A 25,059-nucleotide genomic window follows, 5' to 3' on the forward strand; every position below is an offset into this window, starting at 1 on the left:
TCACAGCTCCCTTCTTTCTTTGCGGGCCAGATAGAGAAAGAAAGGCACACCAATCAGTGCAAGAACCGCGCCCAGCGGCGTTTCATGCTGCGGGATAACCGTTCTGGCCGCCAGATCAGCAAGCACCACCAGCAGACTGCCCAGCACGGCAGAGCAAGGAAAAATCCACCTGTAATCCACACCGACAAGATACCGCGTCAAATGGGGGATAATCAGACCAATAAAACCGACGGCTCCAACTACCGATACCGATGAACCGGCAAGAATCAGAACGATCAGAGCGCCAGCCAGCTTCACCAGGCCTGTACGCTGCCCAAGGCCTCTGGCAACCTCATCGCCCAGGCTAAGCATGGTAATAGAGCGGGACAACACGATGTCCCCGAGGATCGCCGCAAAAACCCAGGGAAACATCACTTTCAGCTGGAACCATTTCGTTCCGGCTTTGCCTCCTGCATACCAAAGGGCCAGATCTTGTCCAATTTTATAATGCAAAGCCACGCCTTCGCTTAACGCCGAGAGCAGCGCACTTAAAGCCGCACCGGCCAGCACCAGACGGGCTGGGGTCAATCCGCCTTTAGCCAAGGACCCGACACCATACACAATCGCTGCTCCAGCGCCTGCCCCCGCAAAGGAATACAGAATCAAACTCATGAATGGCAGATTCGGCATAAATGCAAAACAAAGCGCCAGCGCAAACCCTGCCCCTGAATTAATGCCCATCAGCCCGGAATCCGCAAGCGGGTTGCGGGTCATGCCTTGCATAATCGCTCCTGCCACTGCAAAGCTCGCGCCAATTATCACGCCGCCAAGCACGCGGGGCAGCCGGAGCTCCCGGATAATCTAGTGATCCGTAATATCCGGATTGAAATGAAAAACAGCGCCCCATACCACCGGCAGCTTGATATCCGCAGCCCCGAACGAGACAGATACCGCAATACCCAGCGCCAGGGCAATCAGACCGCCAACCAGGATCAGTGTAGCCGCCCAAGGCCGCGAACGAAGCTTCACCTCATTTCGCCGCCAAGGGGACCTGTACCGGCTGCTGTCTGTTGACTCATATCTCACACCTTTTTCTTATGAAATTGATAATCATTATCATTATAACATTGTAAAGGAAAGAGTTGTATTTTGGCAATGGACAAATACAAGAAAGATTGCAATGCTGTCATTGCTCCAGAATAGAATCAACAGTTGGGGGGATAAAGTAGAAACGGCTACGCCGTCCTTATTAGGAGCCTATGCTTCCGAAGCAGCGATACAGTGTATCGCTATCAGGTACCCGTTTCAGAGAGAAATAGAAGGAACATTTATAGCGTGAAGCATAGAAATTCTTATATTTGGAATAAAAACGGCTGAGCCGTCCTCCACGGGACAGCGCAGCCGTCTTGGTTCTAGCGTTGCTTGGAGAACGACTTCCCGTGAACCCTACAACAACTCTTTAAGTGGAAAAAGGGACACTAATTTGCCGGAGGACCCTATCCTCGGGCAGATGAAGTGGAAAAAGGGACACTAATTCAGCTCATTTCACCATTGTTCAAGAAATGTAGCCCAAATAGGTTTACTTTTTCCACTTCACTCTCAGGATTTCTTAACTTCCGGAAAAATAAGTTCCCTTTTTCCAACTATATTAACTGAACTTGTGATTTTTCTATTTGGGATTGGTCGTGACTCCAGAGAATGTTTGGACTTCCAGCCGCTGTTGTCTGCAGATTTCTTGATTTTGTACCGCCGTTCGCGGTTGAAATCCGCAGACAAAGGCGGACGCTACCGCTCCTCCAGTTCCAAACTTCTCCTCCGCCACTTTCCCCTTAATTGTAATATTTTCAAGTTCAATTTATATAGCGCCTCCTGACGAAGACGCCGGTATGCGAATACTGGCTGGAATGAGGATATCTAGACCGGCTACCGCCTCATAACTCGGCCCCCGCCGCCCCAACAGCGGTATTTCTGCCGTTGCTCGTTACAAATTCGTCCAATCACCTTGACGGGTGAATAGCAACCCTAGGCTTATGGCCGCAGGGATTCTCCACCGCTCCAAAATCAACGGGGGCATGCTGAAGACGGATCGCCCTATTCCTTCGCGAGCTATCCGCAGCCGTTACGGACAGGAAAGCCGTTATTGAAGGAAGATTCGTCTATACCGCAGGACAAACGGACTGAGTGTGCTTCTGTCAATAGAGTGGACACAGTAAAATCAGTTTGCTAGTGCAAGATTGCTGTAATATAGTTCCTCAAAGCGATCCGGTGAAAGATAACCCAGCTTACTGTGTATTCGTTTTCGGTTATAGAAGAACTCAATATACCGAAACAACTGGTTCTGCGCTTCTTTTTGCGTTTGGAATTTTGTACGGTAGATGAGTTCTCGTTTGAGAATACTGTGAAACGATTCAATGCAAGCATTGTCGTAGCAGTTCCCTCGGCGGCTCATGCTGCGAATCATATGGTATCCCTTGAGCTTTTTCCGGTACTCTACAGAGGCGTACTGACTTCCGCGATCGGAATGGTGATCAGTCCTTTCCCGGGCTTCTGTGCGCTGTAGGCCTTGTCCAGGGCCGCTGAAACCAATTCGACTTTCATTCGGTTGCCCAGTTGCCAGCCGACAATCTTGCGTGTGTATAAATCTAAAACGCTCGCTAAATAGACCGTGCCTTGGCGTGTTCGGATATAGGTAATATCCGTGACCCATACTTGGTTGGGCCTAGTACACACGTCGAAATGTTGGTTTAGCCAATTCGGGGCAATCGAGAAGTCGTGGTTCGAATCAGTCGTCTGAACTTTAAAATTCCCCATTGCTTGGGAACGAAGATTGTGCTCTCGCATGAGTCAGCCTACCGTTTTCTCTCCCACGGTAAACCCTTCTTGCTGGAGCTTCTTTGTGATTTTGGGGCTACCGTAAATTTCACCGTTGTCATGAAAGTGGTATTCAATGCGCTGTACGAGCCGTTCCCGATGCTTCTTGCGCTCACTGGGAGGAGTCGCCCGCCACTTGTAATATCCACTTCGGGAGACTCCGAGTACGCTGCACATCTTCTCAATGCGGAACACGGAGCGATGTTCCTCAATAAACTGGAACTTCAGTCCCGGTCTTTGCTGAAGATGTGCATTGCCCTTATTTGTCCCTTTTCCCTTTGTTCCAGGCTCCATCAAACGATATAACGGCTCCTGGGTCCGTAACTGCTGAAAAAGTTAGATTTTTGGAAAAATAAGGGCTCCTCTGTCCGCATCAGTCTGCGGATGGAGCCCAATCCTTCTGCATCGCTTATATCCTGTGCGGTTGCCAAGATATATCCACATTAAAATTCTTATATTTCAAAAAAATCCGCTTCCCCACAAGGGAAAGCGGATGAAAGAATCTTTGTCAGTGCTGGAGCACCTTATACATGCAGTTTATATTTCTCGCCGTTGATGATTTGGTTTCCTACATATACGATTTTATCGTTGTTCCCGTATACGACGCCATGGACCAGCAGCAGAGGACTATTCTTGCTGACCTGCAGATAGGAAGCCTCCTGCATAGTGGCCCGGCAAATCTCGATCGTACGTTTGGATTTGGATATCTGAATCCCTGTTTTTTCTTTCAAAATTTGAAACAATGAATGATCATTCAGGTTCTCTTCCAGCAAAAACGAATATTGAATGGAAAAATAGTTGTTTTCGATAACCATCGGATTGTTGTCCAACAGCCGGAGACGAGAGATATAAACGGTTTGACTGCCCGGGGGAAGCTCCAGCTGTTCGAGAATGTCATTGCCGGGGATCATTAGCTCGGAGGCCAGCACCTTCGCACTCGGGACCGCCCCAATCAGCTTGCTGGCTTCGGTAAAGCTGAGAATCTGGTTTAGATCCTTTGGATATTTGGCCATGGCGACAAATGTACCTTTGCCTTGCCTTTTCTCCAGCAGTCCTTCGTTCCTCAGCTCATTGGTCGCCCTCCGGACGGTGATTACACTGACTTCATATTTTTGAGCCAACTCCACTTCGGGCAGCAGCTTCTCTCCAGGCTTCAGCCTTCCTTCGGCAATTTCGTTCTTCAGCTTTTCTTTTAGCTGCTCATACAATGGTGTAGCGATTTTCTCGTCTAACATAATAGGCGTCCCCTCATAAACCGGTTTCTTTCCATTTTATGATAACCAATTGTATGCCCAGCGTCTAGTGCTCATCGTTGTATAAGTGGCATGAAACACTGTGGTTACCCTGGGTTTGCAGCAAAATCGGGACCTCTACCGAACATTTGTCCATCCGGTACGGGCAGCGTGTGTGGAAGGAGCATCCGGGAGGAGGATTGGACGGACTTGGCACATCCCCTTCTAAAACGATCCGTTCTCTGCTTATTTCGGGATTGGGATTCGGAATCGCTGACAGCAATGCTTTGGTATAGGGATGAAGCGGATTTCCATACAGCTCATTCCGGTCTGTGATCTCAACAATTTTGCCCAAGTACATCACGGCCACCCGGTCGCACAAATGATGAACCACACTCAGGTCATGGGAGATGAACAGATAGGTTAATCCCAGCTTCTCCTTCAGCTCTTTCATCAAATTTAATACTTGCGCCCGTACAGAGACGTCCAGGGCGGAAACGGGCTCATCGCAAACGATCAGCTTCGGCTCCACCGCCAATGCCCTCGCAATACCGATCCGCTGTTTTTGGCCGCCCGAAAATTCATGCGGAAACCGGTTAACATAATCTTTGTTCAATCCGACCAGCTCAAGCAGCTCGTTAATGCGTCTTTCTTTAGCTTCGCCTTGGGCAAGTCCATATATATCCAAAGGTGCGCCAATGATTTCACCGACAGTCATACGCGGATTTAACGCCGCACCCGAATCCTGAAAAATAATCTGCAGCTCTTTCCTCATCATCCGCTTTTCTTCCTTGCCGTACGCAAGGATGTCTTGTCCTTCGAAGACAATATTCCCGGAAGTCGGCTCAATTAATCTCAGGATCGAGCGGCCCAATGTGGATTTTCCGCAGCCGCTCTCTCCGACCAGCCCCAATATTTCCCCTTTGCGGATATTCAGGCTGATCCCGTCCACCGCTTTGACAACCGGTTTTTTCCGGCTCAGCAGACCCGATTTGGAGGTATAATGTTTTTTCAGCTCCCGGACTTCCAGCAGATAGGGACTGGGGTTTCCCATCGCGTTCACCTTCTTTCGATTTTTCCGGAATATAGAAAGCATCTGACTTTGCGTTGATCGACCTCATACAGCTCCGGCTTCTCCTGTTTGCATATCTCCTGGGCATAAGGGCATCTAGGCCAAAAGCTGCAGCCTTTGGGGAGGTCATACAGACTGGGAACGGAGCCGGGAATCGCCTCAAGCTTATCCTTGGGATCATCAATTTTCGGCAAGGAATTCATCAGGCCTTCCGTATAGGGATGCAGAGGTTTGTTATACAAGGACTTAACGTCACTGTATTCAACAACTGTTCCTGCATACATGACGATAACATAATCGGCCATTTCAGCGACGACACCCAAATCATGCGTAATCATCATAATCGAAGTGTGGAACTTGTCTTTCAGGCTTTTCATCAATTCCAGAATTTGCGCCTGCACGGTAACATCCAGCGCGGTGGTGGGCTCGTCAGCGATCAGCAGCTCAGGGTTGCAGGAAAGAGCCATGGCAATCATGACCCTTTGCCTCATCCCTCCGCTCAGCTCATGCGGATATTCATCCACTCTTTTATCCGGATCGGGTATCCCGACCAGCTTGAGCATTTCGACCGCCCTGCTCCGGGTCGTTTTCTTGTCCAGCTTCTGGTGGGTCCGGATAGCTTCCCCGATTTGATAGCCCACCGTATATGCCGGATTGAGTGAGGTCATCGGCTCCTGAAAAATGATTGAAATTTCGTTGCCCCGGATCCGGGTCATCTGGCGGTCGTTCAGACCGACCAGATCCTTCCCCTTGAACAGCACTTGACCATCCACAATTTTGGCTTCAGGCGCCAGCAGCTTTAAAATGGACATCGCAGTCACGCTTTTGCCGCAGCCGGACTCCCCGACAATTCCCAGCGTTTCACCTTTACGCACTACAAAATCTACACCATTGACAGCGGGAACCTGTTTGTTGAAATGATTGAAATAGGTTTTTAACCCTTTTACCTCCAGCAGATAATCACTCATCCTGTTCCCCCCTCACATGAAGCTGTTATTCACGGTTCTTCATCTCTTCGGCTACTTGCGGGAACAGGTTCAAGTAATAGACCATCGACTTCTCGAAATCCAGCACGCCTTTGACTGTACAGTACTCATTGCTGGAGTGCTGTCTTGAACCATGACCCATTCCTCCGGTTACGTAGGGGAGTCCCAATATTTTTCCGAATAAAAAATAGGGGGCGGACCCCGGATTCCACGGCCAGATCTGCGGACGCGCACCCATCAGCTCATACATTCTTTTCAGGGTCTGCACTGACGTGGAGTAGTAGGGAACACTGGAAGGATAATAGGCCTTCCCATACTCCGTAATCTCAATATCGGAATACCCGTGCTTGTCCAGATGATTTCTGATTTTGCCAAGCATCTTCTCCGGGTCCATGCCCGGAACAAGCCGTATATCCATCTTCACGGTGGTTTCATGGGGCAGCAGTGTTTTGGAGCCTTCGCCGATATAGCCGCCTTTGATGCCGTCAATATTCAGGGTTGGCACCGTCAGCATCTTTTTCCACAAGTCCAGGCCTTCCAAATCCCATTTGAACCGGTCGATTGCATATGCCTTTTTCCATTGCTCTTCGTCCAGCAGATCAGCCGATGCGTCCAAGGCATCTTCGCCTTCCTTCGCCAAAGGCAGAATGCCGTCGTAGAAGCCCTCCACCAGAATCTCCTTCTCATCTTCCCCGACCATGGTCGACAGAGCCTTCACCAGCCGCCAGGCCGGATTGCCGACCCAGGCGGCAAAAGCCCCGTGAATCCCTCTTTCCTTCGGGCCACCCCAGCTTCCGCCCTTCGCCTTCAACTCGAAGCTTACGATCCCCTTCACACCCATAAAAATCGAGGCTACCCGGTTTTCTTCACCGAATGACGGAAAAAACATGGCGTCGCATTCGGCAAATTTGTCTTTGTTGTCCACCAGAAACTGCTGCAGGGATTTGGAAGACAGCTCTTCTTCGCCTTCGATCAGGAATACCAGATTAACCGGCAGCTTTCCTTTGATCTTTTTGTACGCCTTGATCGTATTGAAGAACGCTGCTGTAGGTCCTTTGGTATTGACTGCGCCCCTGCCGATGATACATTTGCCGTAATCCTGAAAGTCATGAATTTCCGCCGCCCACGGGTCAGAGATCCAGTCCGGCTCTTCCGCCGGCAGCACATCGTACATGCTGTAAATCAACAGGGTATACTGTGCCCCTTCATCCAGTTTGCCGTATACAATCGGATGGCCCGGTGTTTCGATAATCTCTGAAGCGCCGCCGACCTCTTCAATCATCGCCTTGACAACCTGCGCCGTTTCACGGATGCCCTCACCTGTGGCTGAGATCGATTTTAACCTCATGAACTCTTGTGTCGATTTGAGATCCTCTTCAAAATGCTGCTCCAGATAATCAAAAACATCCTTCATTTCAGTGAGCTCCATATTCCAAAACCTCCAAATTGATTATTAGTCCCTGTGTACGAGATTTATTTGGCGATCTTCCATTTCCATGACGCGAAATTCATCCAGACGAAGTCCTCCATCGGCACGTCAGTCAGGCGGGAGGAATGGGCCCACAAATTGTTTTGATGGTAGAGCCAGATATACGGCTGATCCTTCACGAGGGCCTGTTGGTACTCATCGTATACCGCTTTTCGTTGGTCAAAATCATAAAGAGAAAAGCCTTTGGCGGCAATATCGTACCATTTGGAATCTTTCAGCAGGGAATAGTTTCTCGAGTCGCCCGGCTTCATAATGACGCTGCTTTCGCCCGGGTCAATATTGCTGCCTCCGCCCAGCAGGCCAAGGTCCGATTCCCCATTCTTAAGCATCGACAGGAGTGTGGCAAAATCATAGGTCTCAATCTTCACCTTTACCCCGATGGCCGCCAAATCCTGCTGGATCAATAGCGCCGACTGCTCTCTGACCTGGTTGCCCTGCGGGACGATCAGCAGATATTCACGCTTAAAGTCGAAGCCGGCCGCTTCCAGCATCTGCTTGGCTTCATCCGGGTTGTATGCGTTCGGCACCAGGCTCTGATTGTAGTAGGGGTGGTACTTCGGCATCGGCCCGACCGCAACTCCCCCTTCGCCTTTCATGAGGTTGTCGACAATCAGAGTTTTGTTGATCGCTTTGTCAAAGGCTGTTCTTACGTTAGAATCCTGGAAGGTGTCCTTGGACAAGTTAAACAACATGTACTGGTAGGAATAATCCGGGATGGAGGAAGCTACAATATCCGGATTGTTTTTGACCGTGTCCCAGTCGGACAGCGGAATGCTCCCCATCGCCACCACATCGATATCCCCGTTGATCAAACCTGCAGTAAGGTTGGCCGCCGGCACGACACGTACGACCAGCGTTTTGAAGCCGGGGCTGCCCTGATAATAATCAGTAAAAGCCTCCAATTGAAGCGATTCGCCTGCGGTCTGTTTGACGAATTTGAAGGGACCGGCGCCAACCGGGGCATTCCAGAACCCGGAGGTGTTGATCGAAGCCGGATCGCCTTGGCCCAAAATATGCTCAGGAAGAACATAAAGGAAGCTCAGGAACGCATTCAGGATTGTTTCTTCGGCCTTTGGTTCCTTGAATGTGAATTTGACAGAGGTATCGCTTACCGCTTCCACGCCCACTTTTGCCGGATCCTGCGCAATGCCATCTGCATCTGTGCCAGCGAGTACATTGAAGGCGGAACGGTAGTAGTTGTTAACAGCCGGATTGGTCATTGCCTGCACAGTGAAGACAATATCCTTCGCGGTCAGCTTTTCCCCGTCATGCCAGGTGACATTATCGGCAAGCTCGAACGTCATCGACAGATTATCGTCCGCCATGGCCCAGGATTTGGCGAGCCGGGGGATGACATTGCCGCCATGCTCTCTGAAAACGAGGCGTTCGAACAACTGGTCGGCAACCGCGTTGCCGTAATTCCCTGAAGTGTTGTAAATATTGAGTGTGTCCCAGGTAGAAATAATGGCCATGGTTACAATTCCGCTGGCTGCCCCGCCCTCGCTCTGCGGCTGCGGACTTGCCTCTGTCCCCGGCGGACTGCTGGCGTTTCCGGCAGTGTTGCCTGCGTTCGATGAACATCCAAACAAAAGAAGTGAAGCTGTAAGCATCATCACCAGCACGAACAGTAAGCGGTTGTTCTTCTTCATATCATTTCTCCTTTGTTTAAAGTCTGGTTTTGGGGTCCAATGCGTCCCGCAGGCCGTTGCCGACAAAATTAATGGATAAGATAGTGAGGATAAGCAGAAGTCCGGGAGGCAGCCACATCCATGGCCGTTCCGATAAAATCGTGATGGACTGCGCATTGTACAGCATATTCCCCCAGGAAGCAGCCGGAGGCTGAACACCCATGCCGAGAAAGCTCAGTGACGATTCAAGAATGATCGCCCCGGCAATCCGAAAGGTGATTTGAATGAGGATCGGCGCGATGGCGTTGGGCAAAATGTATTTGAAAATGATGGTTCTCTGCTTCTCGCCGATAGCGGCCGCACCTTCGATATAATCCTTTTCTTTGATGCTCAGCACGGTGCCAAACATGAGCCTGGCGAAAAACGGCCAGCCCAGTACGCCGATTACCACAGTTACCGTAATAATGGAAGGGCCAAAAATGGAGACCAGAAACAGGATCAGAATTATATTCGGGAAGGACAGGAAGATATCAGCTAACCGCATGGTCACCGTTTCGAACTTCCCCCGGAAAAAGGCAGCCAGCAGCCCGAGCGGAATCCCCAGCGCGACACTGATCAATGCGGAGAGAATCCCGACAAAAAGCGATACGCGTCCGCCGTTTAACAGCCGGCTCAGGACATCCCGTCCAACATCATCCGTCCCCAGGAGATGGCTGCCGCCGGGGGCTGCGCTGAAAGCGAGCGGGTCGATTTGGTCTTCGGCATATTGCAGGAACGGGGGGAGAAAGGCAACGAGCAGCCCGATCAGCACGATGGAGACCAGTCCTGCAATAGCCAGTTTGTTGTGACAATACCGTTTCATAAAGTTAAGGAAGACTGTCCGTTTTCTGCTGTTTGCTTTCACCATACAGATCGCCACCTAGTCATAACGAATCCTCGGATCCAACAATCCATAGACAAGATCCGTAATAAGATTAAAAATCAAGACTGCCAGCGCAACCAGCACCGTAACTCCCATAATGACAGGATAGTCACGGGCGGAGATGGACTGAATCATCAGCTTTCCGATCCCCGGCCAGGAAAAAACCTGTTCGGTAACGACCGCACCGCCGAGCAGAAGCGGAATCTCCATCCCCAGATAGGTAGCCACGGGGATCAGGGAATTCCGGAGCACATGTCTTACAATCAGCACACGCTCCTGTAATCCCTTCGCTTTGGCGGTCCGGACGTAGTCCTCCCGCATCACCTCCAGCATGCTGCTGCGCGTAAATTGAATCAGCGTCCCCATCATGTGAAAGGATAACACCAGGCAAGGCATAATCAGATGCGCCAATAATGACAAGAAGCTGTTAGCTGTCCCAACGGTGTACATTCCGCCGATAGGCAGAAGCTGCAATTTTACCGAAAATAAATAAAGCAGCACCAAGGCAATAAAAAAGCTGGGCGTTGAGGTGGCCAGGAAGGAAAACACAGCGGCCAGGTTGTCCCATAATTTACTTTGGTGCCTTGCCGACTGGATGCCTAACGGGATGGCAATCAGGCAAGCCAGGAGGACCGAAGCGACAACTAGAATGGAGGTAGCCCCCAAACCTTTAAGAATCATGCTGGTCACGGCTTCCATCGTCCGGTACGATTCGCCGAAATTGCCTGTAAGCATATTGCCCAGCCAGGAAAAATACTGCATATAGACCGGCTGATCCAAACCAAGCTTGATCCGCTGCCGCTCAATTTCTGCTTCCGAAATGTTTTGATTGCTGAGCAGCAGCTCCAGCGGGCTTCCCGACGCCAGGTAGGAAACAAAAAACACCAGTATGGTAATTCCCAAAAACGTCGGCAATGCGATGAGCAGCCGCCGCAATACATATGTTTTCATCATTCACCCCACCTACATTCTGCTTAATATTCCACCTTCCACATGTATCTGCGCATATTCATAGAATGATTTCTGATCTCAGCCATACGGGACACGATATCCCGTTCCACCGGGATCATGATGACGGAGAGGAAATACTCGGCAACGGAATCGTCAATGATGTTAATTCCCAGTTCTTTTGCATCGATGACAGTCACCCGCTGGGCATAGCGGGTCAGGAAGGTCAAAGCCCGTTCGTCGAGCGGACGGGTGGCGCCTTCCGACACAAAGAGGATGATCGGGATGTTTTTATCGGTCGTTTCAAACGGTCCATGAAAATATTCACCTGAATGCATCGGCACCGCATGCCTCCATTGCATCTCCATAAAGTGGCAATAAGCCATCGTATAAGCTGTGCTATAGGCCGGGCCGCTTGCCATGACGTAGAAGATTTCATCGTCCTTGTACTCATCCGCAAACCTGCTGGCGATACGTTTGATATAAGTGCGGGCGCTGGCCACTATCGAGTCCACCTTGGTGAATGCTTCGAGCGCCGCCTGGTAGTGGGCATAGGCTTCGAACTGATGCAGAATTTCAAAGCTGATGCGCAGTACGGAGGATTGGTTGCCTTGGCTGTAAATTTGCTGCTCTCCGTTCGAATAGACTACGGGATACATGCCGTTTGTGGCCATCTCTGTGGTGGGAAACCCGGTCATGGCGATTGTATAGGCTCCCCGCTCATTCGCCAGTTGAACGGCTTGCACCGTTTCAGCCGTGGCATTTAGCGAGCACAGCACCACAATGCACTGTTCATCCAGCATCGCCGGTGTCGCATGGACAAATTCACTGCTGTTATAGATCGAGGTTCCGAAGGTCCGTGCCTCTTTTTGAATGAGATAATGGCCGCTGAAGATTGCCGCCTGGGAGCCTCCGCAGGCAACAAAGTAAATATGCTTCAGTCCCCCGTTTTCCTTGAGCTTGCTTCTGATGTCACTGATAATGTCCTTAATTTCCATGGTTCTCCTCCGTTTGCCGGATAGGTGCCTATCCGCTTATTGTTGGGCAATTTGATATCCCTGCGGGGTCTGGATGATTGGCAGGCCATACTTCTCTTTCGCCTGCCGGATACTGATCTTCTTCTCAATGACGTCTTTCAGGACAAGTGAAGGGTCTCTGTCGGCCGGATTGCCGTAGCCGCCAGCCCCCGGCGTGTGGATGACGATCCGGTCCCCCCGGTTCAGGACGATCTCCGTACATTTGGAAGGGAGTCTTTCTACAGAATTGTCGGCGCGTTTCAGCTGATAGACGCCTCCTGCCCCCTCTCCGCCGCCATTCAAGCCCCAGGGGAGAAACTTCTGCCTGTCTCCAAGTCCTGTGAACGTAACCTGGTCAAACCGGGACTCGAACTCCCGGCGGATTCCCAGGCCTCCGCGGTACTCACCCGCTCCGCCGCTGTCTTCAATCAGGGAATATTCCCGCACGATTACCAGCGGAAACTCCATTTCCAGCGCTTCAATCGGTAAGTTGGAGGTGTTCGTCAAATGAACCTGCACACCGTTCAGTCCGTCCGCCCGCCGGCTGGCCCCCGAACCCCCGGCGATCGTCTCCAGATAGACATAGAATTGATCGGGATCACGGGGGTCATATCCGCTGAATACCGCCGTCGTACATGAACTGTTGCACCCTGCGATGGCCCTGTCCGGGACCAGCGGTGCCATCGCACCGAAGATGACGTCACTGACCCGCATGCAGGTGTCGATCCGCGCACCGACCGGGGCCGGATTGCGTGCGTTGATAATCAGCCCGGGTTCGGCCTTGATCGTAAATGCACGGTAAATGCCTGCATTGGAGTAGATATCCGGATCTATGAGCGCTTTGATCGAATAAAAGACAGTGGCCAGCAGCCCGTTATACGTGACATTGATCGGGCCGTTTACCTGCGGCTGTGAGCCCGCAAAGTCCAGTTCCATCGCATCTCCCTGAATGGTAATTTTTACGGTCAGCTTGATGGGATCGGGACTGGCCGCTCCGGCATCATCCATGTAATCGGTAAAGCTGTATTCACCATCCTGAAGCTTTTCGATGCCCGCCCTTAATCTGCGCTCTGCATAATTTTGCAGCTGGGCCATGCTTAAGACCAGTGTCTCCCCATATTGTTCATAGGCTTCCAGCAGCCTTCTCACCCCAACCCGGTTGGAGGCCATTTGCGCATGGAGATCGCCGTAACGTTCTTCAGGAATGCGGCTGTTGGTCATAATAAAATCTACAATCTCTTCATTGACCTCATCCTGGCGGCAAATTTTGGAGATGGGGATTTTTATCCCTTCCTGATAAATACTGACGGCGTCGCCGGAGGTGGAGCCCGGCACCTTTCCGCCTACGTCGCTGTGATGGGCCAAATTGGCCACCCAGCCGATGAGCCTTTCGCCCGCGAACACTGGTGCTACGATCGTAATATCCGGAAGATGGGTACCGCCTCCGTTATACGGATCGTTTCCGATAAACATGTCTCCCCGCTGTATGGCTTCCGGCGGATACTTGTTATACACCTCCTTAACGATGCTGAGCAATGAACCCAAATGCATCGGCACATGTTCAGCCTGGGCCACCAGATTGCCTTCCGGGTCAAAGACTGCGGCGGATATATCCCGCCGTTCCTTGATATTCGAGGAGTAGGCGCTCTTGATGATGCTGATGCCTATTTCTTCAGCAATCGTGAGCAGCAGATTCCCGACAATTTCAACCGTCACTGCATCGACCTTGTGCTTATTCATTTCCTTTCACCTCCCGATAAGCGGCCCTGATATTGCCCAGTTCATCGACATAAGCCTCCCAATGCGGAGGGAGAATGGTCGTGGAGTCCATTTCCTCGATGATCGCCGGACCTTGAATCTGACAGCCGATTTCTATCTCGTCCCTGTGGTAAACGTTAGTCAAATGTCTCACCGGCTCACCCTCAAACAGAACGTTGCGCACTTCCGCCGGCTCAGGCGGCTTGGCACCGGGGACCGCTTCCTTGACGGGCAGATCCGGCTTGTCAATTACGCCGATGGCGCTGACCCGGTAGTTAACCATCTGTATTTTTTTATTGTGATTGGAATAGCCGTACAGTTTTTCGTGTTCGGCATGAAACGTTTGAATCATCTGCTCCAGAACATCCCCCGTTAATCCGGGGTCGATTGAAATCGGAATTTCATAGTTTTGCTTCTCGTACCTGCATTCGACCGTACACTTGAATTCGCGTTCCGTGTCGCCGACCTGCTCTTTGTCCAGGAATGCACTGCCGTCGCGGATCATGCGGGAGAATATTTCCTGCAGGGCGGGTACATTGCTTGGATCGGCAATCAACATCCGGGAATGGCTGAGATCGAATTTGGTATCCGCCATAAGCAGGCCAAGCGAGCACAGCGTTCCGGGAGAAGGCGGGATCAGGACCCGGTGGATGCCCATTTTTTGCGCAACCTCACATGCATGCAGCGGTCCTGCGCCGCCAAAAGCCATCAGTGTGAATTCACGGGGATCGTACCCCTTCTCTACGGACACGACCCGGATTGCCCGGATCATGTTGGAATTGACAACGGATACAATTCCTGCGGCTGCCTCATCGGGGCTTAACCCTGATTTCTGCGAGATATGGCGGGTGATGGCTTGCTCGGCCAGCGGAGCCTTGATCTCCATTCGGCCGCCCAGAATGCGATAAGGGTTCAATTTCCCCAGCACCACGTTTGCATCGGTAACCGTGGGAAGTTCACCGCCCCGTCCATAACAGGCCGGTCCCGGCAGCGCCCCTGCACTTTGCGGGCCTACCTTTAATGCGCCGCCTTCGTCAATCTGCCCAATTGAGCCACCCCCGGCGCCTACGGTTGCAATGTCGATCATCGGAATCCGGGCCGGATAACCTTCAATCAGCCGTTCATTGGAAATTTGGGCCACGCCGTTTTCGATCAGGCTCACGTCAATGCTTGTTCCACCCATATCAAACGTAATAATCTTTTCGATTCCACACTGTCCGGCGATGTAGTTCGCACCGATGACTCCTGCGCTTGGGCCGGATACCGCCGTTTTGACCGGGCTTTCAATGGTTTCGGCAATCGAAATCACGGAGCCGTTGGATTGCGTAATATAAGGATCTGCCTCCACTCCCGCATCAGCCACCGATGTGCCGAATCTGTCAACATACCTCTTCATTACAGGACCAAGATAGGTGTTCAGCACCGTTGTGCTCATCCGCGAATATTCCCGGAATTCAGGAACAAGCTGGGAGGACAGGGTGATATAGGCATCCGGGCATTCCCTTAAAATCAGTTCCCTGATCTTCAGCTCATGGGCCGGGTTAATGAACGAAAATAAAGTGCATACGGCGAACCCTTCCACACCTTGGGCGGCCAAAGCGCGGACAACCGCCGAAATCTCTTCTTCGTCAATGTCCGTCTCAACCGTGCCATCGTAGAGGATTCTTTCTTTCACTTCATAGATCAGTCCGGATTCGATCAGGCTCGGCGGCTTCTTTTTGAGAAGGTCGTATAAGGACGGCCTTTTTTGCCAGCCGATTTCCATTAAATCTTTGAACCCCTTTGTCGTAATGAGTCCGATCCGGGCGCCCTTTTTCTCAATAAGCGCATTGGTCGCCACCGTAGTCCCATGGGCAAGATAACTTACGTCACCCGGAAGAATCGCATGCTCGCTTAAAATATGAATGACACCGTCGACAATGGCTTTCGATGGGTCCTCCGGGGTGGAGCTATGCTTGAAATGGCTCAGCTTGCCCTGCTTTTTATCGAACAAAGAAAAATCGGTAAATGTTCCGCCGACATCCACGCCAATCATATAGCTCATCAATGTTCACCTGGCCTTCTTAGGATGATTTGTTCGTCCGCGGCCGTTTCGGCAGCGGGTGCTGATATTTTTTGCCGTAGCCGAAGGCCCCCCGTTCCAGACAGCTTTGGGCCGCAAATGCAGCTGCGCTTGCGAGTGCCTGCCGGCAGGCTTCTTCCCGGTCATGCGTACTGGTATTCATCAGACCCTGATCTAGCTTGTTCTGACGCAAATAATCAACCAGAAACGCCGCCGCAAATGAATCGCCTGCCCCCAAAGTGTCAACCGGATCAACATATTGTGAGGCTTGGAACAATCTTAGTTCTCCATCATAGAACCAAGCCCCCCGGCTCCCCAATGTTGCGACTACGCTGCGGCAGCCCAGCGCATGAACCTTACGGCAGGTCTCCCCCGCCTCTTCATCCGTCATATCACTGCTGCATGAGAGGAAACCGTAGTCCAGGTGAGGGGCGATTTGCTCCACATCCCTCCAATTGCTCCAGCTTTTTGAGAAATCATAGGAGATGGCTACACCCAGCTTGTGAACCTTGGACAGTTGCTCATTGAAATAGCTGTTGTTGCTGGTATGAACAAGATCAAACTGCCTAATATACGACTCGTCCCGGCTGTCAAGAATGATGGGCTTGTCCTTCAGCACCCCGCCCCGGTTGCTACCCAGAAAAACCCGGTCCCCGTCTACCAGTTCCACCAGAGCATACCCATTCTCCCCTTGGACATGGCGGCAATGGCTGCGGTCAACTCCGACTTCATCCAGCGTACCGGCAATATGGCGGGCCACTGCATCATCGCCAAAAACTCCAATATAAGCCGATTCTGCCCCCAGCCGCTTGGCGTAGACGGAGAAGTTAAGGGCTTGTCCACCGGGGAACATCTCATAGGAATCCAAATAGATATCTCCGACATTGTCTCCTATGCCAATCACTTTCACCATGCGCATAACCCCTCTTATAAAAGTATACAAACTAATAATCGCTTATATAAACTTATATGTTTTTTTAATAATCTATTACAAATTTTAAGTGTTGTCAATTCAAATGTTAGATTATATGGCATTGATAAAGCGCTATCATTGAGATAAAAATTATTTTTCAGCAGATTTTACGTTTAAAATCAGCCAAATGGCCTTTTTATGTAATTTTTATGTAACTATAATGTTATGTTTTCAAGCTGCACTTTTCATATAATTTGCCATGTTTCCGCACAAAAAAGGATATCCCCGCCGCAAGCTGCGGCTGTGGATATCCTTCTTTCCATTCATTCAATATACAGTTACCAAGTTCATTTGTATGAGGGGGTAAGATAGTTGGCCAGCCCCCGGGAGATGCTTCCGTCCATAATCCGGGCTACCTTTGCCACAATCCAGGCCGGGTCAGAGTCCGCTCCTGCTTTTAGCCAATGGATCACCTGCCCGAGAATAGCCAATGTATAGAAATCAGCAATCTCTTGCTTGGCCTGCACGTCCGCCCGTTCCGGTTCCCGCGCATCCAGTTCTTCCACGACCTGAATCACTACCCCGTAGATCACCCCGTACAAAAAGCTCTCCAAGTGCTCCCGGCCCAGCGAATGGAAGGTATTCAGGCAAATGGTTTTGTTGTTTTGTGTATAATACAGTACGCTCAGGAACCCCTGCTTCCAGCCGGCGCAATTGCGGTACTGCTCAAGATCCTCAATGATTTCTGTCTGGTAGACCCAGCCAAGCAGTTCATAAATATCCTGGAAATGATTGTAGAAGGTATGCCGGGTCACCCCGCAATCATCCGTAAGCTGCTGAATGGTGATCTTGTGGAGCGGTTTTGTGAGCATCAGCTTTTTGAGTGAGTGTGCTAAGGCGTTTTTCGTGACTTGTGAATAGGACATCGCTTGCATCTGCCCCCTTGATGGATAAATGGATGATTATACTATGTAAAAAGTTTACTTCTTTTTCCAATATATGAGCAAAGGGTTGAAAATTCCCATTCCATTTATGCTGTCTTTCCGGCTAATATAACGATGCTCCTTCACCGGGGGTCAAAAGCCGCCGCGCCGGAGGTCATCCGCACACGTGCTGCACTGCTCGCAGGAGCAGGTACAGAGACTTCAGGCATTATGGGATGACAAGATCCGGGATCCGGGGCGGGGTGGCAGTGTTCAAGCTGTGAATAGAAGCACAAGAGTAGCGGACAGACATTCAAGTATGACCTTCAATGAATTCCAATGATATTCGGATGGCCTCAGATATGTAATTCAGGGTATCTAATTCTAATTCATCAAGAAGTCCAATATATTCATGCCGCTTGCCGTATTGGACTTGTATAATTCAGTATATCCGCATTCCCGGCAGCTGATGGTGATGAATTTTTTATTCTGGACATCAAAAAGCTTGGCAAAATTGCCGCCGGTTGCCTGAAACTGATCCACGGCATACTCTTTACATCCGCATTTACTGCAAATAAATTGTTTCTTAGCCATGGTACTCTCTCCTCCAAAAGGTTTCTCTGGTTCATCTTGAGTTGCGTCTGTTACGTATTACATCGGTTAAACCGGGGCGGAAAATAAACTTATCGCGTACATTGATGCTTAAGGCGCAGAGCTGTACTTGGATTCGCCCTCGGGTCTAGGCCGTTTTTCATTGACCCGCTGATAAGGTATCCCCATCATACCACCCATAATTTTCCTTAACCAGCGAACCGGATGAATAAGTAAAAAAGACCCACTTGCAGATGCAAGAAGGGCAGGGCATATATTTATTTTATTCCGAAATGTAACTGGAGTTCATTGATTTGTATCCGGACATATAAAATGACTCTCGCAGATCAGAATAATAATTATACGTTAAAAATCGTATTTTGTTATGGTAAGCGGCAAAAAACAATTTCCAATATTATCCCGGCAGCCGGTATTTACTGTGTATTTAGCTGGGGGACCAGTTGTTCAGCCTCAGTATCCCACCGCCACGGCACCTCACGCCCTTGCAGGTGCAGACCTCCATACCACTCGTCTATTCCTTGGACCAGGACGCGGTCCGCCGCCCCTTCCTGGACCTGCTGCCCCAGCGCTGTCGCCGCCACCCTGCGGTTCAGGAACTCCGGAATCTGCCGGAAATCCGTGTAACCCTCAACACCTTCGATGTGCAGTAGAGGATGCTCCCCTGCCGTGAGCGCACGCAGAACCTTCCAATATTCGAGATCCCCCATGCCGAGCACATGCAGCGTGTCAGTCACCTGACGGAATAATTCCAGCGGCGTATGTGCCCCGGATGCAAGTGCATCAAATGTGGCCTGTTCCACAATCCCGAGGCCATTATGCACCGAAGGCAGACGCATGAGATGCGTCCGGAAGGCTTCACTGGCAAAAGGCAGGCCGGATGCTGCGAGTTCTGCATTCTTTTGATCCAGTAAATCAGCCATCCGGGTGGGATCAGGAGAAGCATACGCCTGCCACAGCTCACTTCCCAGCTCTATTTCCGGCCGCCCAATCGTCCGCCAGGTCCCGGATAACGTTCCTAGCTGGGCCGGAGTAAGCTGCCCCAGACCATGGAACCGTTCAATTCCCGGAAACTCCCCGATGCACAGCAGACTAAGCTTGGTCCGGCCCAGCTTTTGCCCCTTGAACCAATGGAGCAGATAGGCAAGCATACTCTGGTCGAACAGGTCATGCTCAAACCACAGTACGACTTCATCGTATTGGGCATATTCACGAAGTTTCCGCTCTTGTTCCTCACAGCTTGTCATATACTCACCAGCCGGAATCCCGAGAGTTGCTTCCAGCACCCGGGCGCGTTCGGCCCGTTCCCGGGACCCGGAAAGGTCTGCAAATACCGGCCCGGAAGAGTAAATCTCCCTCCACACCAGTACCTCTCCTTGAACAATGCCATGCTTCAGCATGTTGCCCACAACATCTCCGTTCACAATATGCAGCATTTTTCCGCCTCCTTCATACAAAAGATTGAACACGGATGCCAGGTCGGCTACCGGGAGTGTGCCTTTCAGCTTTTGGCGGGCATCGTGAAGCCGCTTCTTGAGTGTCTGCACCGGAGTTCCCAGATATCCGGATATTTCCTGAAGCGAATAGCCGTAGAAATAAAACAGCTGCACCGGAACTCTGAGCTTGGCGGATAACGCCGCCACTGAGCTTTGCAGCACCTGCTCTGCTTCCTTCCGTTCCAGGATATCCGCTGCACCCGGCTCATTCTGCAAGCCTTGCAGAGCTTCGTCCAGAGGGAGCAAGGGATGGCGCTTGCGCCGCAGGGTCCGCTGGCATTGCCTCACTACAATCGTCCTGAACCAGCCCGGAAACGCGGCCGGCTCGCTCAGCTTTTGCAGATTCAGATAGGCTTCAAGAAACGCCTCCTGAACCGCATCCTCCGCCAGATGGACATCCTTCAGCATGTCGTATGACACCGCATACGCCATCCCCCGGCAATGCGCCATCAGCTGCGCGAACGCCTCCGCATCCCCCTGCCTCGCCTTCTCCACCCACTGCCGCATACGCTCGCCTGCCTCTTTTCTCTCATGTTCTTAACCTATAGGTGCCATAATGAGGGGGAAAGGTTACATCTTATACAGCCCCCAGAGTATTTCATCACATTTATTGAGCCGGTACCCCGGTTCGGTTAACCCGACTTGGTGCAAGCAGGCCAATCACTTATTTACTAAACAACTCAAGTCTATCTAACAGAAGAAATTGTAACGAAGACTCATCCACAGCACCGAACTTAATAAAGTTATCACGAGCCTGAGCAAGAGTCATGTGGTTGGGTGAACTATAGTGGCTTGGGTCTCTACTTCCATCATCTTCCCAAAAGCATACTGGGCAAATATCGTATTCACCCTTTGTTGGAAGGGTCTTAAATTCACAACACGGACAACTATAAAGTTCTTCCGGCAAACCTTCAACCTCCTGATTAGAATCCAGGATTGCTGACACTAATTTCGATAAATACGTATGCGAAAAACCGAACACATTGGGCAGGCGCGAGGTGTGCGGGCTGAATGTATGCGAAAAACCGAACACATTGGGCAGGCGCGAGGCGGTAGGGCCAAATGTATGCGAAAAACCGAATACAATGGGCAGGCGCGAGGTGTGTGGGCCGAATGTATGTGAAAAACCGAACACAATGGGCAATGCGGAGGTGGGCGGGCCAAATGTATGCGAAAAACCGAATACAGGATGAGACGGCACAATTGTCTCATCGGGTTGGAGTTGCCCGTGGTATAAAGCTGCCAGAATTGATTCCATGTTCATCCTCCCATAAATGTCATCGCATAGCTTGAATGAGACTCCTGCACATGGTAGGATATTTATGCAGTCTGCTTATCCAAGCGGTTGCGGGATAGGAAGTAGCGGTGTTCTTCTCGGGATGCTCGCTGCTTCCTTCTTTATTTTTGGAGCTCGTCATACACCTTTTCAATCCCTTTGCGGACAATTGCAGAACGTGACGTATTTAGCTTTTCAGCAGAAGCATCAAGCTTACTCATCGTTTCCTCATCGACACGTATCTCAATCGTTTTGCTTTTGGGTTTGTCAGATGGTGGACGCCCCATCTTTTTAGAGGACATCACTTCACCTCGCTTTTTGTCCTGACAATAATTTATTATTGTCAGGACAAAAAGTCAATCTGATTTCCCGCGCCGAACGGTAATTCTTTCTCGGCTGGTTAGGTATTTTTCACGAGATTTCTATCTCGAACTTACCTTTACAGTTCATTTTGTACTTCTTTAATGATAGTATCATGACCATAGACCTTCGTAGGCCGCCCCCATGTGAAGGTGGTCAGACCGACCTCACGGAAGCCATACTTTTCGTAATAACCGATCTCACCGGTGGTGAGGTAAACAAGCTTGAAGCCAAGCCGCCCGGCCTCCTTTCGCGCGTGTTCTAAGAGCATTTTGCCGTAAAGGTTGCCCCTTTCATCGGGATGCACTAATAAAGGTGTAATCCATGGGGAGAGGTCTTCGCTCACAACTTCTTCCTTCGCAAGCGTTCCTTCCCACCCGTACACTCTGCCGGTAACGGCTTCTTTTTCAAGAAGTCCAGTCCAACCGATAACCCTGTTGTCTTTTAGCATTAAATATCCCTGTGGAAATGGTTCGGCGCTTGCCAACACTTCCGCTGGATGTAATGATGTAAACTCGTTGAAATGTTCCAAAAGGAATTCACGGCATTCATCCGCCCATTCGGGGTGTTCGCGCAGGGATAAAATCTGCACCCCGTAATCCACTATATAGCTCCTGCAAAATTCTTTATCGGTTTCGGAATAGACGAAAAAACCAAACCTTTCGTACAATCGGATTGCCGCAGCCAATCAAGCTCAATCGTTATATTCATTCCGCACCTTTTTCCATTATGAAACACAGCGTATCCGCTTCGCCAGTGTACGGGCTTCCGCACACATCGTCAAATACGCCTTTTACCGTAAACCCAAATGGGGATACCTCTTCGGTCAGCTTTTGAACGGTATAGGCGGTGTCCCATATCAAATACTCTTTAAGCCCGTCTTTGCCGAATATCACATATTTATTGACGGCGACCGTATTGTTTTCATAGAGATACGTCGCTTCAAGGCATATATGCGGTTCGGCACTCCAAAAGCCGCCGTTTGTACATAATGCCCAAGAGGTTGAGCTTTTCTTGTTCTCAAACTGCTTCTCAGTGAAAACATCCAATATAAACAACCCGCCTGGTTTAAGAGCTTTATGGACCTTTTCCACAAGCGTTTTCCGCTCATCGGGCGTTAGCGCGGCATAGTCACCGTAAATCAGCGTAACAGCGTTATACATTGCGGTATACTCAATGTCCAGGTAGTTCTTATATATATATTCGGTTTTTGCGTCTTGACTTTTTGCATACGCGATAGAGCGTTTTGAAAAATCAACACCGGTTACGTCATACCACATACCCGAAAGTCTTTTTGCGTAAAGCCCCGGCCCGCAACCGAGGTCAAGGATTTTTCCATTTGCCGGGATGACGCCGGAGAGCCATTTCACGGAGCGGTTTATATAACTCTGTTTACGGCTGGCTGCGTCCCAATCGGGATTCAAGTGGGCTTCAAGCATCCCCTTTGAGATATGCTCGTCATCCCAAAAAGGTTCGTGGCTTCGCTGCCAAAGCGCGGGTTTTTGTAATAAGTGAAACCATTTATCCATCATTGATCATTTCTCATCTCATAGATTTTTTGCAGGGTATGAATGTGCAGCGTTCTCTGATTATCCGTTTCTTGGAGTTTGTCTCCAGACCCTGCGTTCATATACCACTCTACAAGCCTGTACCCGAACATAAGCAGAATCATCTCATAAACGCAGTTATCCGTTATGTGTGAAATATCCGCAGATTCCGAAAAGCCCTTGTAATACGCCGGGATACATCTGCGGTAGTATTCAACCATGTGTTCAATATCGGCTTCGTCCGCGATAAGACTTGCCAAATCTTCACCTAAATAGCCCCACCCGGCGGTATCCCAGTCGATGAGTATGGTTTTACCGTCTGAATAGAATAGGTTTGCTACCCAAAAATCCCTGTGGCACAGCACGATGGGCAGCTTTTCAATACGGTTGAATATTTCGTCTGCGCTTTCATCAATGTCGATGAGCATTTTACATAAGTGTTTCGGGATTTCGCAATCGTCTGAGCGTATATAATCGTACACTCTTTTCCATGACCGGTAATGAAGATAGAAGTTCTTCATATACTCCACTTTGCTCAGGTTGGTCAAATTCTGTAAAAAAGCCGGCTGTTCGGCATATACCTTGCCTTGAAACCGTCCTAATTCCTCGGCTGCACGTTCATACATATCGCCGGTTAAGTCTAAACCCGATATGCCGTCGATATATTCCATCCATATCTGCGTTTCGTTTTCTTCTTCGTTCATTTCGGCGTGATAACATTCAGGCCATCGGAATGATTCAGACAACAGAGCGCCGAAATCGGATTTATAAAAATCATATTCCCTGCGCCATGAATCGGGATCGCTGAAGCGTTCCCATTTCTTCTGCGTTTTTGAAACGATTGTATAGGGTAATTTCCCGCCGTCAGCGGTTTCGGCATAGCCCGTTACAAGCTGTACATCACCCAGTGTACCACCATGTAATGGTTTGGTTTGAAAATCGGCGCAGATTATTTTTGTACCGAGTATTTTGCTTAAAACCTGCGTCAGAGTTTCGGCTTTTATTTCGCTCATTATGAAGTCCTCCAATCTAAATACCGCGAACAAGCAGCCTCCTAAGAAGCTGCTGTTTCGCGGCGAAAAGCCAAAAAGCTGGCTTCTATCATAGGAAAAAAGTAGAAATACAATTTCACAACTACAGTGTGGCATAACCCATTGTGAGGATTCAAAAGAAAGTTTGATTATAAGCAAGTTTTCTCGGTCAGTTAACACTCCAACGATTTACAAAATTGTATATATCTCATCAGTTCCGCTATGCCGTTCATTTGCTTTTCCAATTGCTCATTCAGCTTTTGCAGAGCCACTTTGAAGGAACGTTCAATTGTAGTAAGATCATGGATCTCTAAAGCTTCAAGCAACTGCTTCATGCTTTCAATGAAAAAGACGGTTTTCCTTAAGCTGCTTAGCACAATAATCTTTTTTAATTCCCGGGATGTAAAGACTCTATATCCGTTTTCCGGATTCCGCTTGGCGCGGATAAGCCCCTCCTTTTCCCAATGCCGGATAGCGGACGGGTTTACACCAGTGATAGCGGCAACCTCCCCGATTTTCATTTCTTCCGTTACCTGCACATTTTTGTACTTGGAGAAATCGGTTTTTTGAATTAAGCTCATGACCTCTTCAACCCGTTGCTTCTCCATTTGGATGTTGTATTGATGTGAATTGATTTTCCAAAGTGCCTGTTCGACGTGACCTTTTTTTAACAGACTCATGACATCGTAGCTGACAGGAATACCGAATCCTTGTATCAAGGTACGTAAAGCAATGAATGCTTGAACATGGACCGGTGAATAAAATCTTCTATTACTGGCTGTTCGAGGTACGTCAGGTACCAAATCGAGATCTTCATATCTTCGCAAGGTTGTGGTGCTGACCTGAAGTCTCTTAGCTATCTGTTTTGGCGTAAAGGTTTTGTCCACCTGCGACACCTTCCTTAAAGTCAAACTCTAAAGTACAGCAACAATATTGTAAGA

General features: G+C 49.9%; 23 protein-coding genes and 1 pseudogene. All 24 read right to left on the minus strand.

What is annotated here, in order from left to right; translation table 11 throughout:
• Positions 1-1,008, minus strand: a pseudogene (locus PRIO_RS22510) (FecCD family ABC transporter permease).
• Positions 1,009-2,194: 1,186 nt separating this feature from the next.
• Entirely contained in the window at positions 2,195-2,440 is a 246-nt protein-coding gene (locus PRIO_RS37490; RefSeq protein WP_020432381.1) for an integrase core domain-containing protein, read from the minus strand.
• Between the two features lie 29 nt (positions 2,441-2,469).
• Positions 2,470-2,820 carry a DDE-type integrase/transposase/recombinase gene (locus tag PRIO_RS35665; protein ID WP_099091768.1) on the minus strand — a complete coding sequence of 117 codons (351 nt, stop codon included), beginning with the start codon at positions 2,818-2,820 and terminating at the stop codon, positions 2,470-2,472.
• 3 nt (positions 2,821-2,823) lie between these two features.
• Positions 2,824-3,144, minus strand: a complete 321-nt coding sequence (locus PRIO_RS35015) for an IS3 family transposase (protein ID WP_082118135.1) — start codon at positions 3,142-3,144, stop codon at positions 2,824-2,826.
• Positions 3,145-3,374: 230 nt separating this feature from the next.
• Positions 3,375-4,085: a GntR family transcriptional regulator gene (locus PRIO_RS22520; protein WP_020432379.1), complete on the minus strand. Its 711-nt coding sequence runs from the start codon at positions 4,083-4,085 to the stop codon at positions 3,375-3,377.
• A 64-nt stretch (positions 4,086-4,149) separates the two neighbouring features.
• On the minus strand, positions 4,150-5,136 hold the full coding sequence (locus PRIO_RS22525; RefSeq protein WP_020432378.1) for an ABC transporter ATP-binding protein: 987 nt from the start codon (positions 5,134-5,136) through the stop codon (positions 4,150-4,152).
• Between the two features lie 5 nt (positions 5,137-5,141).
• Entirely contained in the window at positions 5,142-6,122 is a 981-nt protein-coding gene (locus PRIO_RS22530; protein WP_020432377.1) for an ABC transporter ATP-binding protein, read from the minus strand.
• Positions 6,123-6,147: 25 nt separating this feature from the next.
• The gene (locus PRIO_RS22535) at positions 6,148-7,569 is read right to left on the minus strand and encodes a M20/M25/M40 family metallo-hydrolase (RefSeq protein WP_020432376.1); all 1,422 of its coding nucleotides are present in this window, start codon (positions 7,567-7,569) and stop codon (positions 6,148-6,150) included.
• A 44-nt stretch (positions 7,570-7,613) separates the two neighbouring features.
• A complete protein-coding gene (locus tag PRIO_RS22540) occupies positions 7,614-9,278 on the minus strand; it encodes an ABC transporter substrate-binding protein (RefSeq protein ID WP_052741508.1) in 1,665 nt (554 codons plus the stop codon).
• Positions 9,279-9,294: 16 nt separating this feature from the next.
• On the minus strand, positions 9,295-10,119 hold the full coding sequence (locus PRIO_RS22545) for an ABC transporter permease (RefSeq protein WP_197545360.1): 825 nt from the start codon (positions 10,117-10,119) through the stop codon (positions 9,295-9,297).
• A 57-nt stretch (positions 10,120-10,176) separates the two neighbouring features.
• A complete protein-coding gene (locus PRIO_RS22550; RefSeq protein WP_046504777.1) occupies positions 10,177-11,133 on the minus strand; it encodes an ABC transporter permease in 957 nt (318 codons plus the stop codon).
• Between the two features lie 20 nt (positions 11,134-11,153).
• A complete protein-coding gene (locus tag PRIO_RS22555) occupies positions 11,154-12,125 on the minus strand; it encodes an SIS domain-containing protein (protein WP_020432368.1) in 972 nt (323 codons plus the stop codon).
• 36 nt (positions 12,126-12,161) lie between these two features.
• Positions 12,162-13,883: a hydantoinase B/oxoprolinase family protein gene (locus PRIO_RS22560; protein WP_020432367.1), complete on the minus strand. Its 1,722-nt coding sequence runs from the start codon at positions 13,881-13,883 to the stop codon at positions 12,162-12,164.
• A complete protein-coding gene (locus tag PRIO_RS22565) occupies positions 13,876-15,945 on the minus strand; it encodes a hydantoinase/oxoprolinase family protein (protein ID WP_020432366.1) in 2,070 nt (689 codons plus the stop codon). The genes PRIO_RS22560 and PRIO_RS22565 overlap by 8 nt, the downstream gene beginning before the upstream one ends.
• A 19-nt stretch (positions 15,946-15,964) precedes the next feature.
• Complete coding sequence (locus PRIO_RS22570) at positions 15,965-16,876, minus strand: PfkB family carbohydrate kinase (protein ID WP_046504782.1); 912 nt, start codon at positions 16,874-16,876, stop codon at positions 15,965-15,967.
• A gap of 347 nt (positions 16,877-17,223) precedes the next feature.
• Entirely contained in the window at positions 17,224-17,802 is a 579-nt protein-coding gene (locus PRIO_RS22575; protein WP_020432363.1) for a TetR/AcrR family transcriptional regulator C-terminal domain-containing protein, read from the minus strand.
• A 381-nt stretch (positions 17,803-18,183) separates the two neighbouring features.
• Positions 18,184-18,393 carry a zinc ribbon domain-containing protein gene (locus PRIO_RS22580; RefSeq protein WP_020432362.1) on the minus strand — a complete coding sequence of 70 codons (210 nt, stop codon included), beginning with the start codon at positions 18,391-18,393 and terminating at the stop codon, positions 18,184-18,186.
• Positions 18,394-18,824: 431 nt separating this feature from the next.
• On the minus strand, positions 18,825-20,411 hold the full coding sequence (locus tag PRIO_RS22585) for a sigma-70 family RNA polymerase sigma factor (RefSeq protein WP_020432361.1): 1,587 nt from the start codon (positions 20,409-20,411) through the stop codon (positions 18,825-18,827).
• A gap of 157 nt (positions 20,412-20,568) precedes the next feature.
• A complete protein-coding gene (locus PRIO_RS36950) occupies positions 20,569-21,162 on the minus strand; it encodes a CPCC family cysteine-rich protein (RefSeq protein WP_231869737.1) in 594 nt (197 codons plus the stop codon).
• 140 nt (positions 21,163-21,302) lie between these two features.
• Positions 21,303-21,482 (minus strand): ribbon-helix-helix protein, CopG family, encoded by a 180-nt coding sequence (locus PRIO_RS22595; protein ID WP_020432359.1) that lies wholly within the window; start codon positions 21,480-21,482, stop codon positions 21,303-21,305.
• 137 nt (positions 21,483-21,619) lie between these two features.
• Positions 21,620-22,228 carry a GNAT family N-acetyltransferase gene (locus tag PRIO_RS34030; RefSeq protein ID WP_081487306.1) on the minus strand — a complete coding sequence of 203 codons (609 nt, stop codon included), beginning with the start codon at positions 22,226-22,228 and terminating at the stop codon, positions 21,620-21,622.
• A 19-nt stretch (positions 22,229-22,247) separates the two neighbouring features.
• The gene (locus PRIO_RS22605; RefSeq protein WP_020432357.1) at positions 22,248-23,072 is read right to left on the minus strand and encodes a class I SAM-dependent methyltransferase; all 825 of its coding nucleotides are present in this window, start codon (positions 23,070-23,072) and stop codon (positions 22,248-22,250) included.
• On the minus strand, positions 23,069-24,100 hold the full coding sequence (locus tag PRIO_RS22610; protein WP_020432355.1) for an aminoglycoside phosphotransferase family protein: 1,032 nt from the start codon (positions 24,098-24,100) through the stop codon (positions 23,069-23,071). The genes PRIO_RS22605 and PRIO_RS22610 overlap by 4 nt, the downstream gene beginning before the upstream one ends.
• 191 nt (positions 24,101-24,291) lie before the next feature.
• The gene (locus tag PRIO_RS22615) at positions 24,292-25,005 is read right to left on the minus strand and encodes a MerR family DNA-binding transcriptional regulator (protein WP_046504789.1); all 714 of its coding nucleotides are present in this window, start codon (positions 25,003-25,005) and stop codon (positions 24,292-24,294) included.
• Between the last annotated feature and the right edge of the window lie 54 nt (positions 25,006-25,059).

Origin of the sequence: Paenibacillus riograndensis SBR5 (assembly GCF_000981585.1) — a bacterium.
Lineage (GTDB): Bacteria > Bacillota > Bacilli > Paenibacillales > Paenibacillaceae > Paenibacillus_AQ > Paenibacillus_AQ riograndensis.

Bases quoted from the DNA above. Each gene is read 5' to 3' on its own strand.
- PRIO_RS22525 (WP_020432378.1), bottom strand. From the start codon at position 5,136: ATGGGAAACCCCAGTCCCTATCTGCTGGAAGTCCGGGAGCTGAAAAAA.
- PRIO_RS22540 (WP_052741508.1), bottom strand. From the start codon at position 9,278: ATGAAGAAGAACAACCGCTTACTGTTCGTGCTGGTGATGATGCTTACA.
- PRIO_RS22545 (WP_197545360.1), bottom strand. From the start codon at position 10,119: ATGAAACGGTATTGTCACAACAAACTGGCTATTGCAGGACTGGTCTCC.
- PRIO_RS35015 (WP_082118135.1), bottom strand. From the start codon at position 3,144: ATGGAGCCTGGAACAAAGGGAAAAGGGACAAATAAGGGCAATGCACAT.
- PRIO_RS22610 (WP_020432355.1), bottom strand. From the start codon at position 24,100: ATGAGCGAAATAAAAGCCGAAACTCTGACGCAGGTTTTAAGCAAAATA.
- PRIO_RS22585 (WP_020432361.1), bottom strand. From the start codon at position 20,411: ATGCGGCAGTGGGTGGAGAAGGCGAGGCAGGGGGATGCGGAGGCGTTC.
- PRIO_RS22550 (WP_046504777.1), bottom strand. From the start codon at position 11,133: ATGATGAAAACATATGTATTGCGGCGGCTGCTCATCGCATTGCCGACG.
- PRIO_RS22575 (WP_020432363.1), bottom strand. From the start codon at position 17,802: ATGTCCTATTCACAAGTCACGAAAAACGCCTTAGCACACTCACTCAAA.
- PRIO_RS35665 (WP_099091768.1), bottom strand. From the start codon at position 2,820: ATGCGAGAGCACAATCTTCGTTCCCAAGCAATGGGGAATTTTAAAGTT.
- PRIO_RS22595 (WP_020432359.1), bottom strand. From the start codon at position 21,482: ATGTCCTCTAAAAAGATGGGGCGTCCACCATCTGACAAACCCAAAAGC.
- PRIO_RS36950 (WP_231869737.1), bottom strand. From the start codon at position 21,162: ATGGAATCAATTCTGGCAGCTTTATACCACGGGCAACTCCAACCCGAT.
- PRIO_RS22605 (WP_020432357.1), bottom strand. From the start codon at position 23,072: ATGATGGATAAATGGTTTCACTTATTACAAAAACCCGCGCTTTGGCAG.
- PRIO_RS22530 (WP_020432377.1), bottom strand. From the start codon at position 6,122: ATGAGTGATTATCTGCTGGAGGTAAAAGGGTTAAAAACCTATTTCAAT.
- PRIO_RS22560 (WP_020432367.1), bottom strand. From the start codon at position 13,883: ATGAATAAGCACAAGGTCGATGCAGTGACGGTTGAAATTGTCGGGAAT.
- PRIO_RS22535 (WP_020432376.1), bottom strand. From the start codon at position 7,569: ATGGAGCTCACTGAAATGAAGGATGTTTTTGATTATCTGGAGCAGCAT.
- PRIO_RS22565 (WP_020432366.1), bottom strand. From the start codon at position 15,945: ATGAGCTATATGATTGGCGTGGATGTCGGCGGAACATTTACCGATTTT.
- PRIO_RS37490 (WP_020432381.1), bottom strand. From the start codon at position 2,440: ATGATTCGCAGCATGAGCCGCCGAGGGAACTGCTACGACAATGCTTGC.
- PRIO_RS22520 (WP_020432379.1), bottom strand. From the start codon at position 4,085: ATGTTAGACGAGAAAATCGCTACACCATTGTATGAGCAGCTAAAAGAA.
- PRIO_RS22555 (WP_020432368.1), bottom strand. From the start codon at position 12,125: ATGGAAATTAAGGACATTATCAGTGACATCAGAAGCAAGCTCAAGGAA.
- PRIO_RS22580 (WP_020432362.1), bottom strand. From the start codon at position 18,393: ATGGCTAAGAAACAATTTATTTGCAGTAAATGCGGATGTAAAGAGTAT.
- PRIO_RS22570 (WP_046504782.1), bottom strand. From the start codon at position 16,876: ATGGTGAAAGTGATTGGCATAGGAGACAATGTCGGAGATATCTATTTG.